General features: G+C 71.8%; 15 protein-coding genes. 7 read left to right on the top strand and 8 right to left on the bottom strand.

Annotated features, from left to right (window positions below):
* Positions 1-105: 105 nt before the first annotated feature.
* The 6 genes from ADK65_RS23725 to ADK65_RS23700 form a co-directional block, all read right to left on the bottom strand.
* On the bottom strand, positions 106-1,353 hold the full coding sequence (locus ADK65_RS23725) for an HD domain-containing protein (protein WP_199825690.1): 1,248 nt from the start codon (positions 1,351-1,353) through the stop codon (positions 106-108).
* Positions 1,350-2,687, bottom strand: coding sequence for an HD-GYP domain-containing protein (locus tag ADK65_RS23720; protein ID WP_053672391.1), 1,338 nt, complete (start codon positions 2,685-2,687; stop codon positions 1,350-1,352). The genes ADK65_RS23725 and ADK65_RS23720 overlap by 4 nt, the downstream gene beginning before the upstream one ends.
* Positions 2,688-2,843: 156 nt before the next feature.
* Positions 2,844-3,155 (bottom strand): mycothiol system anti-sigma-R factor, encoded by a 312-nt coding sequence (gene rsrA, locus ADK65_RS23715; RefSeq protein WP_053672390.1) that lies wholly within the window; start codon positions 3,153-3,155, stop codon positions 2,844-2,846.
* Complete coding sequence (gene sigR, locus ADK65_RS23710) at positions 3,152-3,838, bottom strand: RNA polymerase sigma factor SigR (protein ID WP_053672389.1); 687 nt, start codon at positions 3,836-3,838, stop codon at positions 3,152-3,154. The genes rsrA and sigR overlap by 4 nt, the downstream gene beginning before the upstream one ends.
* Before the next feature lie 256 nt (positions 3,839-4,094).
* The gene (locus tag ADK65_RS23705; protein ID WP_053672388.1) at positions 4,095-4,751 is read right to left on the bottom strand and encodes an alpha/beta family hydrolase; all 657 of its coding nucleotides are present in this window, start codon (positions 4,749-4,751) and stop codon (positions 4,095-4,097) included.
* A 1-nt stretch (position 4,752) separates the two neighbouring features.
* Positions 4,753-5,568, bottom strand: coding sequence for an SOS response-associated peptidase (locus tag ADK65_RS23700; RefSeq protein ID WP_053672387.1), 816 nt, complete (start codon positions 5,566-5,568; stop codon positions 4,753-4,755).
* A 50-nt stretch (positions 5,569-5,618) separates the two neighbouring features.
* Here ADK65_RS23700 and ADK65_RS23695 point away from each other — a divergent pair, with 50 nt between their 5' ends.
* The 4 genes from ADK65_RS23695 (at position 5,619) to ADK65_RS23680 (ending at position 9,258) form a co-directional block, all read left to right on the top strand.
* A complete protein-coding gene (locus ADK65_RS23695) occupies positions 5,619-6,341 on the top strand; it encodes a M50 family metallopeptidase (protein WP_053672386.1) in 723 nt (240 codons plus the stop codon).
* A gap of 110 nt (positions 6,342-6,451) precedes the next feature.
* Positions 6,452-7,768: a 3-phosphoshikimate 1-carboxyvinyltransferase gene (gene aroA / locus ADK65_RS23690; protein WP_053672385.1), complete on the top strand. Its 1,317-nt coding sequence runs from the start codon at positions 6,452-6,454 to the stop codon at positions 7,766-7,768.
* A 17-nt stretch (positions 7,769-7,785) separates the two neighbouring features.
* The gene (gene rsgA / locus ADK65_RS23685; RefSeq protein ID WP_053672384.1) at positions 7,786-8,796 is read left to right on the top strand and encodes a ribosome small subunit-dependent GTPase A; all 1,011 of its coding nucleotides are present in this window, start codon (positions 7,786-7,788) and stop codon (positions 8,794-8,796) included.
* A 138-nt stretch (positions 8,797-8,934) separates the two neighbouring features.
* Entirely contained in the window at positions 8,935-9,258 is a 324-nt protein-coding gene (locus ADK65_RS23680; protein WP_053672383.1) for a DMT family transporter, read from the top strand.
* 7 nt (positions 9,259-9,265) lie between these two features.
* Here the strand turns inward: ADK65_RS23680 and ADK65_RS23675 are convergent, their stop codons facing one another.
* Together ADK65_RS23675 and ADK65_RS23670 are read right to left on the bottom strand one after the other, a co-directional pair.
* Complete coding sequence (locus tag ADK65_RS23675; protein ID WP_053672382.1) at positions 9,266-9,871, bottom strand: TetR/AcrR family transcriptional regulator; 606 nt, start codon at positions 9,869-9,871, stop codon at positions 9,266-9,268.
* Positions 9,872-10,147: 276 nt separating this feature from the next.
* Positions 10,148-10,816, bottom strand: coding sequence for a DUF4097 family beta strand repeat-containing protein (locus ADK65_RS23670; RefSeq protein ID WP_053672381.1), 669 nt, complete (start codon positions 10,814-10,816; stop codon positions 10,148-10,150).
* Positions 10,817-11,301: 485 nt separating this feature from the next.
* Between ADK65_RS23670 and hisN the strand changes: the two genes are divergently transcribed.
* From hisN to ADK65_RS23655, 3 genes are all read left to right on the top strand, one after another.
* Complete coding sequence (hisN, locus tag ADK65_RS23665; protein ID WP_053672380.1) at positions 11,302-12,102, top strand: histidinol-phosphatase; 801 nt, start codon at positions 11,302-11,304, stop codon at positions 12,100-12,102.
* Positions 12,103-12,231: 129 nt separating this feature from the next.
* A complete protein-coding gene (locus tag ADK65_RS23660; RefSeq protein WP_053672379.1) occupies positions 12,232-12,624 on the top strand; it encodes a cyclic nucleotide-binding/CBS domain-containing protein in 393 nt (130 codons plus the stop codon).
* 222 nt (positions 12,625-12,846) lie between these two features.
* Entirely contained in the window at positions 12,847-13,263 is a 417-nt protein-coding gene (locus tag ADK65_RS23655) for a Fur family transcriptional regulator (protein WP_062928973.1), read from the top strand.
* Positions 13,264-13,394: the final 131 nt, after the last annotated feature.

Below are 13,394 nucleotides of genomic sequence, written 5' to 3'. Positions count from 1 at the left end.
CCAGTTCCGTGCGGTGGGCTGGCCGTAGCTGTGTTTCGAGCCCCCGGACACCTTCTCCTTCGCATCCAACCACGTGCGGCCTCGAGGGCGCTCATTACCCATGGGTTACCCAGCCACGGGCAGGGTCAGACTGCTCCTTGCCAGTACGCGAGCCAGTGATTCCACCACCTCCGGGGCGTACGTCCCGGCGGTGGCGAGCCGGAGTTCCTCCAGCGCCTTCAGCGGCCCGCCCGGCCCTCCTTCCCGGGACTTCTCCTCGTACGCGTTCACGGCCCGGACGATTCGCGCGGCGAGCGGCTGCTCGGCGTAGGGGTCGGCCTGCCGCTCCACGACCACGGCCACCGCCTCGTCGACTCCCGTCTGCCGTACGACGGCCCCGCCGAGCAGGGCGATCCGCCGCTGCTCCGCGGCCGGCAGTGCGGCGGTGGCGCCGGCCGGCACCGGGTCGACGAGGCTCAGCTGCCCGATGTCGTGCATGAGCGCGGCGTACTCCAGCACGGCCAGCTCGGGCTCGGTCAGCCCCAGGTCACGCCCCACCGCCTTGCTGACCGCGGCGACCCGCCGGGCGTGACCGCAGGGCGTGTATCCGGCGACCTCGGTGGCCCGGGCGAGGGAGGCGATGGTCTGCCGGTAGGTCGCCCGGACCGCGGCGTAGCGACGGAACGACATCTGGGCGAGGAGCAGCGGCACGGAGAAGACGGGCAGCGCCCACAGCCCCACGACGGCGACCGCCAGCGCCATCACCGCCCCGGTGGCGATGACGGCGGACCCGATGCCGCACGCGGCCCGCAGCTCGTCGCGCAGCACCGGCCCGAACGGCCAGCCGGTGCGGGTGTGGGCGACGGCGGCGGCGAGCACCGCGTCGCACAGCGCGGTCAGGCAGAGCAGCGCGAGCAGCAGCAGGGCGTAGGCGGGGCCGCCCCAGTCGTCGAACATGCCCCGGTTGTACGGGGGCTGGAAACACAGGGCGACGAAGCCGACGGTGAGCACGCGGCGCGCCAGGTGGTCGAGGGTGGGCCCCTGTCCGCGTGCGACGTGCGGGACGCTGCCGAGCAGCGAGGCGGCGAGCACCACGGCGACGACCTGGGTGGGGCCGTGGTGGGTGGCCCGTCCGCCGGCCTCGCCGAGCAGGGCGTAGGACAGGGCCGCGGCGGCTCCGAGCGGTGCCGGTTCCCGGACCCGGGCGCCGTTGCGGCGGGTGAGCTCGCCCACGGTGACGAGGACGCCGAAGGCGAGGGCGACCCGGCGTTCCTCGAGACCGTCGTAGAGGGTGACGCAGAGGGAGCCGGCGGCGAGGAGGGCGGCGCAGGCGTGGACGAGGGTGAGGAGCGGGGGTGTCCTGCAGGCGCTCATCGGTGTGCCCCCGGTCGGCTGGACAGGGGTGCGCCGGGCGGGGGCACCCGGAGTGGTCGGGTCTCTTCGTCGTCTGCGGTCACCGCGGGGTGCCACCCCGTCCGCCCGACGGCTTCCACGAGAGCGGCGACCATCACCGGGTCGAACTGGCTGCCCGCGCACCGCTCCAGCTCCGCCAGGGCCACGTCGACGGGCCGGGCCCTGCTGTAGCTGCGGGTGGAGGTCATGGCGTCGAAGGCGTCCGCGACCGCCACGACCCGCGCCGACTCGGGGATCTGACGGCCCACCAGGCCGTAGGGGTAACCGCTGCCGTCCAGCCGCTCGTGGTGGTGCAGCACGGCGGCGCGGGCCTCGCCGAGGAATCCGATGCCGCGCACCATCTCGTGTCCGTACTCGGGGTGCAGCTCGATCACCCGCCGCTCTTCGGGCGTCAGCGGCCCGTCCTTACGGAGCAGCCGGGTGGGCACGCCCAGTTTGCCCACGTCGTGCAGGATCCCGGCGAAGCGGAGCACCTCGACGCGCTCGTCTGCCATGCCCAGCTCCCGCGCGATCATCATGGAGGCCTGCCCGACCCGCTCGCTGTGCCCGCGGGTGTACCCGTCCTTGATGTCGACGGCCTGCACCAGCGCCCGGATGGTCGCCTGGTGGGCGGCGTGTTCCCGGTGGTACTGGGCGAACGCCCACCACGAGACGCACATGGGCAGCAGCACGAGCAGGGCGGCCACGGGCCCGTACGGACTGCGCCACAGGACGGCCATCATCAGCCCGGCGAGGCCGTGCACGGCGATCGGCGCGAGCGAGCGCGCCACCAGTCCGCGCCAGGCCCGCCGCACCGGCACCCGTTCCGCAACGGCCAGGATCCCGCCGTCGAGCAGCGCGAGCACCAGGGAGAACGCGAGCACGGCCGCCCCGGCGGGCCCGAGGGCGTACGGGACGTCGCCCGCGGCGACCGCGTCCGGCCCGCCGAGCAGCCGGTGCGTCCCGGCCGCGGCCCCCACCCCGAGGACGAGCTGGGCGGCCCGCCAGACCCGTCGCAGTACCACGGGCCGCCGGCCGACCGGTGAGAGCAGCGCGCCGGGCACGGCCACCAGCGCCGCGGCGGGCGGCGGGAGCAGGAAGGCACCGGCGAGCAGCACCGGGTAGAACGTCCCGGCAGGGTGGGAGATCCCCACGAACCGGGACCGGGCGATGCGCTCGCATCCGGCGTACAGCACGGCGAGCAGGGCGACCGCCCACCAGGTGGTGCGGGCGCCCGGCTGCGGCAGCAGGCAGAACAGCGCGGCCAAGGTGACACAGGCGATGTAGACACGTGCCCGTGCCGGTACCGCTTCCATGAGCCCCTCCCCCGGCCACCAGGTCCGTCAGGGCGCGAGCCTAGGGCGGCGGCAGGGGGGTCCACGGGTCGATCACCCAGGGATTAGCACGTTCGAGTGACGTGTTCGAGGGGGACTACCCGCGCAGAGGTGGGGTAGTTGAAAGATGCAGGAGTGTCAGGACTCCCGCGGCGTGGCGGGGGAGGCCGTGACGTCCTGGTCCGGGACGGCCTGGCCGGAGCGGATCAGCTCGATCCGCCCCATGACCTTGTCCCGCAGGTCGCCCGGCACGTCGTCGTGCCCGCAGCAGCGCTTGACGAGCTTCTTCACGGCCTGCTCGAGCCCGTACTTCTCGAGGCAGGGCGAGCACTCCTCGAAGTGGTGCTCGAACTTCACGCAGTCCGAGTCCGGCATCTCACGGTCGAGGAACTCGTAGAGATGATCGAGGATTTCGCTGCAATCCGTCTCGTGCGGCTCTCCGCAGCTCATGACCCCGAGCCTTTCGCTTCGTTCGACTCTCCGGCACCGGCCGGCACCATCCCGCGGTCACGGGCGTAGTCCTCCAGCATGCCGCGCAGCTGACGGCGGCCCCGGTGCAGCCGGGACATCACCGTTCCGATGGGTGTCCCCATGATGTCGGCGATCTCCTTGTAGGCAAACCCCTCGACGTCCGCCAGGTACACGGCGATGCGGAACTCCTCGGGGATCGCCTGGAGCGCCTCCTTCACGTCCGAGTCGGGCAGGTGGTCGAGCGCCTGCGACTCCGCGGAGCGCAGACCCGTCGACATGTGCGACTCGGCGCGGGCGAGCTGCCAGTCCTCGATCTCCTCGGCCGCGGAGCGCTGAGGTTCGCGCTGCTTCTTGCGGTAGGAGTTGATGAAGGTGTTGGTGAGGATCCGGTACAGCCACGCCTTGAGGTTGGTGCCCTCGCGGAACTGGTGGAAGGACGCGTACGCCTTGGCATACGTCTCCTGCACCAGATCCTCGGCGTCGGCCGGGTTGCGCGTCATGCGCAGCGCGGCCGAGTACATCTGGTCGAGGAACTCGAGCGCGTCCCGCTCGAAGCGCGCGCTGCGCTCCGCGGCCGTCTCCGCGCCCGTGCCGCCCTGGCTCTCGGGCTGCTCCGACCGGCCGTTTTCGGTCCCTGCGTCGGTCCCAGTGACCGGACCCACCTCCTCGAGTGTTCTCGTGAGACCGGGACCGGTCCCACCCGAATCGGAGGATAGACGACGATCCGGTCCGCCCGCCGCCCCAATAGAGGCGGTCTTGGCCGCGTGCAGCACCGTCCAGTCCAGGTCGGCGCGGCTGCTGCGGGTCGGGCAGATGGTCGAACCCATGCGGCGGACTCCCTCTCCTACGACGTCGGCGCTGGTCTCCAGCACGTACATCCCGCACAACAGCGACCGCCGCCCCGGCATTCCCGAAGCTTTACCCGAGTGACCCGGTCCACTCCACGACCGCGTCCGTGATGACCGCCACGGCCTCTTCCTGCGAGAGATCCGCACGCTTCGGCACGGCGAAGCCGTGATCCCCGTACGGGACCTCCACGAGCTCGTACGCCCCGTCGGGGAACTCCTCCGGCTTCCCGAAGGGGTCGTTCCCGCCCTGCACGACCAGCGTGGGCACTCCAGAGCCCAGCAGCTCCTCGGCCCGGGACTTCTCCGGCTTGCCCGGCGGGTGCAGCGGGAAGCCGAGCGCGAGCACGGCGTGGGCGCCCAGCTCGGTCGCGGTCCGGCAGGCGACCCGGGCCCCCGCGCTGCGCCCGCCGGAGATCACCGGCAGCCGGGACTTCTCCAGCGCGGGCCAGATGCCGCGCCAGCCGGTGTCCAGGGTCTTCGGCGCGGGCGCCAGCTTCTTCCCGGCCACCCGCCAGGGCTGCTCCACCCGGGCGACGGTCACACCGTGGGCGGGCAGGGCCTCGGCGAGGGCGATCAGGTCGCGGGCTTCGATGCCACCGCCCGCGCCGTGGCTGACGGCGAGGACCAGCCGGGCCTTCTTCGCCTCGTGCCAGGTGATGCGGGCGGTTCCGGCGTCGGTCTCGACGGTCTCGGTGGTCGTGCGGGCCGTCTTCGTCACATGCGTCACGTCAGAAGAGTGTGCCCTCTTCGGGCCCTTCCAGCTCCTTCAGCAGCTCCGGCCCGTTGTTGCGGACGTTGCTGACGGCCGTGGCGACCGGGTAGGCCCGCATCAGGCCCCCGGGCGGCGGGGCGAGCAGCTCGCGCAGGTCGTCGGCGTCCGTGCGGGACGGGTCCAGCCAGGCGTCCCAGCGGTCGGGCGTCAGCATCAGCGGCATCCGGGGGTGGATCTCGGCGAGCGCCCGGGGCCCGTCGGCCGGGGACACCGCGAGCGGGCTCCGCTCGGCCTCCGTGGTGATGACCGAGCACGTCACCCACCAGGCCTGCGGATGGTCGTCCGGCAGGGTCTTGTCACGCCAGAACTCGTACAGTCCGGCCATCGCGAAGACCGACCCGTCCGCCGGTGTCACGAAGTACGGCTGCTTGCGCGGCCGCTTCTTCTTGCCCTCGACCTCCAGCTCGCGCTCCTGGGTGCCGGTGACCCACTCGTAGTAGCCGTCGGCGGGCAGGATGCAGCGCCGGGAGGTGAAGGCGCGGCGGTAGGACGGCTTCTCGTGGACGGTCTCCGCGCGGGCGTTGATCATCCGGGCGCCGCCCTCGGGGGTCTTCGACCAGGACGGGACGAGCCCCCACTTCAGCGTGCGCAGCTGCCGAACCGGGCGCGGGTCGTCCGCGTCCTTCAGAGGGCGGTCCAGGACGGCGTAGACCTCTTTGGTGGGCGCCACGTTGTAGTCCGGCGCGAGGGTCTCCTCGGGCTCCCACTTCTCGATCTCGAAGATTCCTGCGAGATCCTCTGGCCTACGACTCGCTGAATACCGTCCGCACATACGTGCCACACTGCCAGATTCCATCCGACCGCAGGGAGCCTCCGCCACACATGGACGTCACCGCAACCGCCTCGCTCGCCTCCCTCTGGGACGAGGTGTCCGGCACGCAGCCCGACCCCGACCTGTGGGTGGTGATCGCGACCCTGGGCGCCGCGCTCGCCGTGGTGGTCCCGCACGGCCTGTGGCGCATCTCCCGCAACGCCATCACCATCGCCCACGAAGGCGGCCACGGGCTCGTGGCCCTGCTGACCGGCCGCACCCTCACCGGCATACGCCTGCACTCGGACACCAGCGGCCTGACCGTCAGCCGCGGCAAGCCGCACGGCATCGGCATGATCCTCACCGCGGCCGCCGGCTACACCGCCCCGCCCCTGCTGGGCCTCGGCGGCGCGGCGCTGCTGGGCGGCGGCCGCATCACGCTGCTGCTGTGGCTGGCCACGGCCCTGCTCCTGGCCATGCTGGTGATGATCCGCAACGCCTACGGCGCCCTGACGATGCTCGTCACCGGCGGTCTGTTCGTGCTGGTGTCCTGGCTGGCCGGGCCCCAGGTGCAGGCGGCGTTCGCGTACGCGGTGGTGTGGTTCCTGCTGATCGGCGGAGTCCGCCCGGCCTTCGAGCTCCAGGCGAAGCGGGCCCGGGGCGGAGCCGGTGACTCGGACGCGGACCAGTTGTCGCGGCTGACGCACGTACCGGCGGGGCTGTGGTTCTTCCTGTTCCACGCGGTGTCGCTGTGCTCGCTGATCGGCGGAGGGCGCTGGCTGCTGGAGATGTGACGGCCGGCCCGCAGGGGCCGCGCTGCCGCCGCGACGTGCGGCTCCCCCGACGGGCGCGACCGGCCCCACGGCACCGCACTCGAAGGACGGCCTGCTTATAAAGTGGGGCCATGGCCCCGAACACCGCAGACACCGCCCTCTGGCCCGCCCCGCACGCGAGCGGAGCCGTCGACGCGACGGTCCACGTGCCCGGGTCCAAGTCGGTCACCAACCGCGCCCTGGTCCTCGCCTCCCTCGCCTCCGAGCCCGGCTGGCTGCGCCGCCCCCTGCGCTCCCGCGACACCCTGCTGATGGCCGGCGCGCTGCGGGCGATGGGCATCGAGATCGAGGAAGGCGTGGGCCCCGACGGCACCGGCGAGGCCTGGCGGGTGCTCCCCACGGGTCTGCGCGGCCCGGCCACCGTCGATGTCGGCAACGCCGGCACGGTCATGCGGTTCCTGCCGCCGGTGGCCGCGCTCGCCGACGGTCCCGTGCGCTTCGACGGCGACCCCCGTTCCTACGAGCGTCCCCTGACCGGCGTCATCGACGCGCTGCGTCAGCTCGGCGCCCGGATCGACGACGACGGCCGCGGCGCCCTGCCGTTGACCGTGCACGGCAGCGGCGCCCTGGACGGCGGCACGGTCGCCATCGACGCCTCCTCCTCGTCGCAGTTCGTGAGCGCCCTGCTGCTGTCCGGCCCGCGCTTCAACCAGGGCGTGGAGGTCCGCCACACCGGCGCCACGCTGCCCTCCATGCCGCACATCCGCATGACGGTCGACATGCTGCGCGCGGTCGGCGCCCAGGTGGACACGCCCGAGTCGGGCGGCGAGCCGAACGTCTGGCGGGTCTCGCCGGGTGCCCTGCTCGGCCGGGACCTCGTCATCGAGCCGGACCTGTCGAACGCCCAGCCGTTCCTGGCGGCGGCGCTGGTGACCGGCGGCAAGGTCGTCGTCCCGGACTGGCCCTCCCGTACCACGCAGCCCGGTGACCGGTTGCGCGAGATCTTCACGGAGATGGGCGGCTCCTGTGAACTGACCGAGTACGGGCTGGTGTTCACCGGCTCCGGCTCGATCCACGGCATCGACGTCGACCTCGGCGAGGTCGGTGAACTGACGCCGGGCATCGCGGCGGTCGCGGCCCTCGCGGACTCCCCCTCCACCCTGCGCGGAGTGGCTCATCTGCGGCTGCACGAGACGGACCGGCTGGCCGCGCTGACCAAGGAGATCAACGAACTCGGCGGCGACGTCACAGAGACCGCCGACGGTCTGCACATCCGCCCGCGACGGCTGCACGGCGGGATCTTCCACACCTACGACGACCACCGCATGGCCACGGCCGGCGCGATCCTCGGACTGGCGGTGGAGGGCGTGCAGATCGAGAACGTGGCGACGACGGCCAAGACCCTGCCCGACTTCCCCGACCTGTGGACCGGGATGCTCGGGGCGTAGGACGCAGGGATCACGTCATGCGCCGCTACGGCAAGCACACCGACGAGGACGACATCCGCACCCGGCCGGGCCGCCGCAACACCCGGCCCCGGACGAACATCCGCCCCAAGCACGAGGACGCCGCCGAGGGGCTCGTCCTCACCGTCGACCGGGGCCGCCTGACCTGCCTCGTCGAGGACCGCGTGGTCATGGCGATGAAGGCCCGCGAGCTGGGCCGCAAGGCGGCGGTGGTCGGCGACCGCGTGGCCCTGGTGGGCGACCTGACGGGCAAGAAGGACACCCTCGCGCGGATCGTGCGCATCGAGGAACGGACCTCGGTCCTGCGGCGCACCGCGGACGACGACGATCCGTTCGAGCGGGTGGTCGTCGCCAACGCCGACCAGCTGGCCGTCGTCACCGCCCTCGCCGACCCCGAGCCCCGCCCCCGGCTGATCGACCGCTGCCTGGTCGCGGCCTACGACGGTGGCCTGGATCCGCTGCTGGTACTGACCAAGTCGGACCTCGCGCCGCCCGAGAAGCTGCTGGAGCTGTACGGCGACCTGGACATCCCCTACGTCGTGACGAGCCGGGCGGAACTGGAGAGCGGGGTCGCCGTCGCCCGGGTGCGCGAGCAGCTCGACGGCAAGATCACCGCGTTCGTCGGCCACTCCGGTGTCGGCAAGACGACCCTGGTGAACGCACTGGTGCCCGAGGAGCAGCGGCGCTCGACCGGGCATGTGAACGCGGTGACGGGGCGCGGCCGGCACACCACCACCTCGGCGCTGGCGCTGCCGCTGTCGGGCGGCGACGGCTGGGTCGTGGACACCCCGGGCGTACGGTCCTTCGGCCTCAACCACGTGGATCCGTCCCGGGTCATCCACGCCTTCCCCGACCTGGAGCCGGGCACCGAGGGCTGCCCGCGCGCGTGCAGCCACGACGAGCCCGACTGCGCGCTGGACGCGTGGGTGGCCGAGGGGCACGCGGATCCGGCGCGGCTGTACTCGCTGCGGCGGCTGCTGGCCACGCGTGAGCGCAAGGAAGGCGACTGACCTCCGCGTTGTTTGTCCTGGCGTGCGGGCGGTAAGTGCATAATCGCACCCAAGCCGGACGAGAGCCCGGCCAGGGCCTGACGAGCGCGCTGAGACGGATGAAGCGGTCACTGAACGTGGGATACGGGAGGACGACTCATGGCGTGGCTGCTGGTCATCGTGGCCGGGTTGCTCGAGACCGGCTTCGCGGTGTGTCTGAAGCTGTCGCACGGCTTCACCAGGCTCTGGCCGACGGTCGCGTTCTGCGTTTTCGCCCTCGGCAGCTTCGGACTGCTGACCCTCGCACTCAGAAGACTCGACGTGGGCCCCGCGTACGCGGTGTGGACCGGCATCGGGGCGGCGGGGACAGCCATCTACGGCATGGTGTTCCTGGGTGACCTCGTGTCGGTATTGAAGATCGTGTCGATCAGTCTCGTCATCGCCGGTGTGGTCGGACTGCAGTTGTCGGGTTCCGCGCACTGACGCCCGGTCAGCCGGCCTGCCCGGAAAGGGCGCTGCGCACCAGGCGGGCGACGCCACCCTCGCCGGGCGGTGCGGCCACGCACGACAGGGCCAGCCGGACGGCGAGTTCGCAGGAGCGGGCCAGGTCGGCGGTGTCGGACTTGGGCGTGGCGGGGCCGGCCAGGACGGTGACGGCCCGGTCGCGGACGAGCGCGACGAAGTCGCCGGGTGAGGGCAGCGGTCCGTCGGCGCGGCGTTGGGCCGGTACGGCGGAGCCGGACGGTACGGCCGTCAGGGCCGGGGCGGGCAGCCGCTCGCTCCAGCAGCCGGTGAGCATGGCGCGGACGAGGACGTTGTTCCGGGCCGCCGAGGCGGTCCACTCGGCGGTGGCGGTGAGCCGTTCGCACGGATCACTGTGCCCGGCGAGGGCGCGTTCCACCCCCGCGAGGTATCCGTCGGCCTCCCTCCGCACGAGCGCCCGGGCGAGACCGTCCTTGCTGCCGAACTCGTTGTAGAGCGTCTGCCGGGACACTCCGGCCGCCGCGGCCACGTCCACCATCCGTACGGCGGACCACGGCCGGCGCACCAGCGCCGTGTAAGCGGCGTCCAGCAGGGATTCCCGCGCTGCAGGCATCTTCGCCTCCCCTTGGGGCGAGCGGCTGTGCCCCAGATTTGACGGGCGTGGAACCACTGTCAAGAGTTCGCGGGCGTGCACGGGGGCGCGTTTCGGCCTTGGTGCGCGGGGCGTTGACTTCGAGGTCGCCAGAAGTGGCCCAGCAGCACGAGGCCCGGGTACCAGGCGAGGGCGAGCCCGGCATCGCGTTGTTGTTCGCCGCCGTCGGCGTGGGACCGGTCAGCCCGAACGTCGAAGCGGGCGATGATGGCGCTTCTTCGGAGACGCTGCGGGCTGCTAGAGGCTGCGGGCGGTGATGTCACCGTGGGCGGTGGTCGCGTGGATGGTCAGGTCGGCGGCGCCGTCGGTGTTCTTGAGGGTGTTGCGGATGCGCCCGTAGCCGGTGCCGGCGTCCAGTGCGGCGGAGACACCGTGGGCGGCGCCGACCGAGATGTCTCCCTGCTGAGTGCGCAGCGCGACGGCGCCGCCTACGGCCTCGGCGATGCGGAGATCGCCCTTCTGAGTACTCATCCGCGCCGGGCCGCCCAGGCGCCCGACGGCGAGGTCGCCGACGAGAAGGGTGAGGCGGGCGCTGTGGCTCTCGTCCAGCTCGACCGAGCCCTGCGCCGCCTCGAAGACCACGTCGCCCAGGCGTCCGACGCCGCGGAGTTCGGCGGCGTCGGCCTTCGCCTCGACGTGGGAGCCGACGGGCAACCGCACGGTGATCTCGACGGATCCGGAGTGTCCGAGAAGGCGGCTCCTCGCCTCGGGGGCCGTGATCCGCAGGACGCCGTCGCCGTAGCTGGTCACGATCTGCTCGGCCGCCTTCACATCGCGGCGCTTGGACCCGTCCGCGGGCAGGACCTCGACGGTGGTGTCGGCTCGGTCGGCGGCGATGAAGCGGATCCGTCCGGCGGGGATGTCGAGGACGGCCGAGACGGTGGCGGGGGTGTCGAACTTCTGCATCGTGCTCTCCTCGGGTTCGCGCGAGACATCGTTTCCAGTGGAGGAAAAGCTACGTTGCATTCATAAAATTGGCAACAGCAACGCCGCAAGTGAAGGCAATAGTTCCAGCTCATATGAAGGTAATCGCCGCGACAGCCCTAGGGACGAACGCAACACGATCCCCAGATCGTTGCAATGGACTGCCGATGAGCGCTGCGGTGCGGATGACCGGCACCACGAAGAACGCCGACAGATCGCACCGAGGTGCGGGTGATGCCCTGCCTGACCGGCTCGGGCGGCCTCACCGCGTCCGGACTCGCCCGGCGCCTCGTCGACGACGACGTCCGGTCCACGTCACCCAGCCCGGGCCGGCTCTCCGGGCGGCACCGAGGAGCCGGGTCCGCATCGCTGACCGCGCGCCTCGCATCCGGCCTCGCCCAAACCCCTCCCCCACCGTCACAAACCCCCTGTAGCCCCACCCCCACCTCGGCAGATAGGTTCGTTGCATGCCCGACTACCTCGACGACCTGCGTCTCGCCCACGTCCTCGCCGACGCCGCCGACGCCGCGACGATGGACCGCTTCAAGGCCCTCGACCTCAAGGTCGAGACCAAACCGGACATGACCCCGGTGAGTGAGGCGGACAAGGCCGCAGAGGAGCTCATTCGCGGCCAGCTCCAGCGCGCTCGCCCCCGAGACGCGATCCTCGGCGAGGAGTACGGCGTCGAGGGCACCGGCCCGCGCCGCTGGGTGATCGACCCGATCGACGGCACGAAGAACTACGTACGCGGCGTGCCGGTGTGGGCCACGCTCATCTCGCTGATGGAGGCGGGCGAGGGCGGCTTCCAGCCTGTTGTCGGCGTCGTCTCCGCTCCCGCCCTCGGCCGCCGCTGGTGGGCCGCGAAGGGCCACGGCGCGTTCTCCGGCCGCAGCCTCACCAAGGCCTCCCGGCTGCAGGTCTCCCGCGTCTCCAAGCTCTCCGACGCGTCCTTGGCGTACTCCTCGCTCAGCGGCTGGGAGGAACAAGGCCGCCTGGACGGCTTCCTGGACCTGACGCGCGAGGTGTGGCGCACGCGCGCGTACGGCGACTTCTGGCCGTACATGATGGTGGCCGAAGGCGCCGTCGACATGTGCGCCGAGCCGGAGCTGTCCCTCTGGGACATGGCCGCCACGGCCATCGTCGTCACGGAGGCCGGCGGCACCTTCACCGGCCTCGACGCCCGCCCGGGCCCTCACAGCGGCAATGCGGCCGCGTCGAACGGCCTGCTGCACGACGAACTGCTGGGGTACCTCAACCAGCGCTACTGAGCCCCCCGTTGTTACCGAGCGCCCCCTTGTTGACCCTCCCTTTACCTGCCACCCTGAGGGTCCCCCCACTTGTGAATTTGTGAAATTCTGAACGAACGGTGGGGAGACTCCCAGGAGGTGGCTCCATCCATGCTCGTCCGTGACGCCATGAGCACCGTCGTCCTCACGATCGGCCCGAACCACACCCTTCGCCAGGCCGCATCACTGATGTCCGCGCGCAAGGTGGGGGCGGCGGTGGTCCACGACCCCGACGCCGGCGGCATCGGCATCCTCACCGAACGCGACATCCTCAACTCCGTGGGTCTCGGCCAGGACCCGGACACGGAGCGCGCCCACGCCCACACCACCAACAACGTCGTTTTCGCCGCCCCGGCCTGGACCCTGGAGGAGGCGGCGGCCGCCATGGCACACGGCGGCTTCCGGCACCTCATCGTGCTGGACGGGGGCGAACCCGCCGGGATCGTCTCGGTCCGCGACATCATCCGCTGCTGGGCACCGGCACGGCAGCGGGTTCCGGTATGACGAAGCGGACGGGCCGGGCCCCGCGCGAGAGGGCCCGGCCCGTCCGCCACCGCAAGCGATCCAGCGCCGGACTTCAGCCGCGCAGCGCCCGGGCGGCGACCTCCAGCCGCTTACGCCGACCACAGTCCCTCTCGTCCCGCAATAGATAATGTCTAAGACGGGTACAGATCTAAACTCACACCTGTTCGGGACCTGGTCTCCTTTGCTGTTAGGCTGGTGGCTATGAGTGACCTTCTGGAACGGCTGCGCGGACGCGGATGGCGGATGACCGCGCAGCGGCGTGTCGTGGCTGAGGTCCTCGACGGCGAACACGTCCATCTGACGGCCGACGAGGTCCATGCACGGGCCGTCGCCAAACTGCCCGAGATCTCGCGGGCGACCGTCTACAACACGCTGGGCGAACTGGTGACCCTCGGCGAGGTGCTCGAGGTCTCCACGGACCAGCGTGCCAAGCGGTACGACCCCAATGCCCACCAGCCGCACCACCACCTGGTCTGCGCCCAGTGCGGCGCGATCCGCGACGTCCACCCCACCGGCAACCCGCTGGCGGACCTCCCCGACACCGAACGCTTCGGCTTCACGGTCTCGGACGTCGAGGTGACGTACCGCGGCGTCTGTCCGAACTGCGCCGCCGCCTAGCCTCCCCCCGCACGGACCTTCAGAGCCCCGGCATCGATGGGTGCCGGGGCTCTCTGCTGCCGTACCGCACGGGCGCACACCACGGGCGCCACATGCACCGAGGGCCGGAATCCTTTCGGATTCCGATTCCG

Source organism: Streptomyces sp. NRRL B-1140 (genome assembly GCF_001280065.1).
Lineage (GTDB): Bacteria > Actinomycetota > Actinomycetes > Streptomycetales > Streptomycetaceae > Streptomyces.
Note: the sequence above shows the minus strand (reverse complement) of the source record. Positions and strands in the feature narration are given on the sequence as shown.

What these genes read in the sequence shown, in the direction of transcription:
- ADK65_RS23725 (WP_199825690.1), bottom strand. Translation starts at nt 1,353, where the DNA reads ATGAGCGCCTGCAGGACACCCCCGCTCCTCACCCTCGTCCACGCCTGC.
- ADK65_RS23720 (WP_053672391.1), bottom strand. Translation starts at nt 2,687, where the DNA reads ATGGAAGCGGTACCGGCACGGGCACGTGTCTACATCGCCTGTGTCACC.
- rsrA (WP_053672390.1), bottom strand. Translation starts at nt 3,155, where the DNA reads ATGAGCTGCGGAGAGCCGCACGAGACGGATTGCAGCGAAATCCTCGAT.
- ADK65_RS23700 (WP_053672387.1), bottom strand. Translation starts at nt 5,568, where the DNA reads ATGTGCGGACGGTATTCAGCGAGTCGTAGGCCAGAGGATCTCGCAGGA.
- ADK65_RS23695 (WP_053672386.1), top strand. Translation starts at nt 5,619, where the DNA reads ATGGACGTCACCGCAACCGCCTCGCTCGCCTCCCTCTGGGACGAGGTG.
- aroA (WP_053672385.1), top strand. Translation starts at nt 6,452, where the DNA reads ATGGCCCCGAACACCGCAGACACCGCCCTCTGGCCCGCCCCGCACGCG.
- rsgA (WP_053672384.1), top strand. Translation starts at nt 7,786, where the DNA reads ATGCGCCGCTACGGCAAGCACACCGACGAGGACGACATCCGCACCCGG.
- ADK65_RS23680 (WP_053672383.1), top strand. Translation starts at nt 8,935, where the DNA reads ATGGCGTGGCTGCTGGTCATCGTGGCCGGGTTGCTCGAGACCGGCTTC.
- ADK65_RS23675 (WP_053672382.1), bottom strand. Translation starts at nt 9,871, where the DNA reads ATGCCTGCAGCGCGGGAATCCCTGCTGGACGCCGCTTACACGGCGCTG.
- ADK65_RS23670 (WP_053672381.1), bottom strand. Translation starts at nt 10,816, where the DNA reads ATGCAGAAGTTCGACACCCCCGCCACCGTCTCGGCCGTCCTCGACATC.
- hisN (WP_053672380.1), top strand. Translation starts at nt 11,302, where the DNA reads ATGCCCGACTACCTCGACGACCTGCGTCTCGCCCACGTCCTCGCCGAC.
- ADK65_RS23660 (WP_053672379.1), top strand. Translation starts at nt 12,232, where the DNA reads ATGCTCGTCCGTGACGCCATGAGCACCGTCGTCCTCACGATCGGCCCG.
- ADK65_RS23655 (WP_062928973.1), top strand. Translation starts at nt 12,847, where the DNA reads ATGAGTGACCTTCTGGAACGGCTGCGCGGACGCGGATGGCGGATGACC.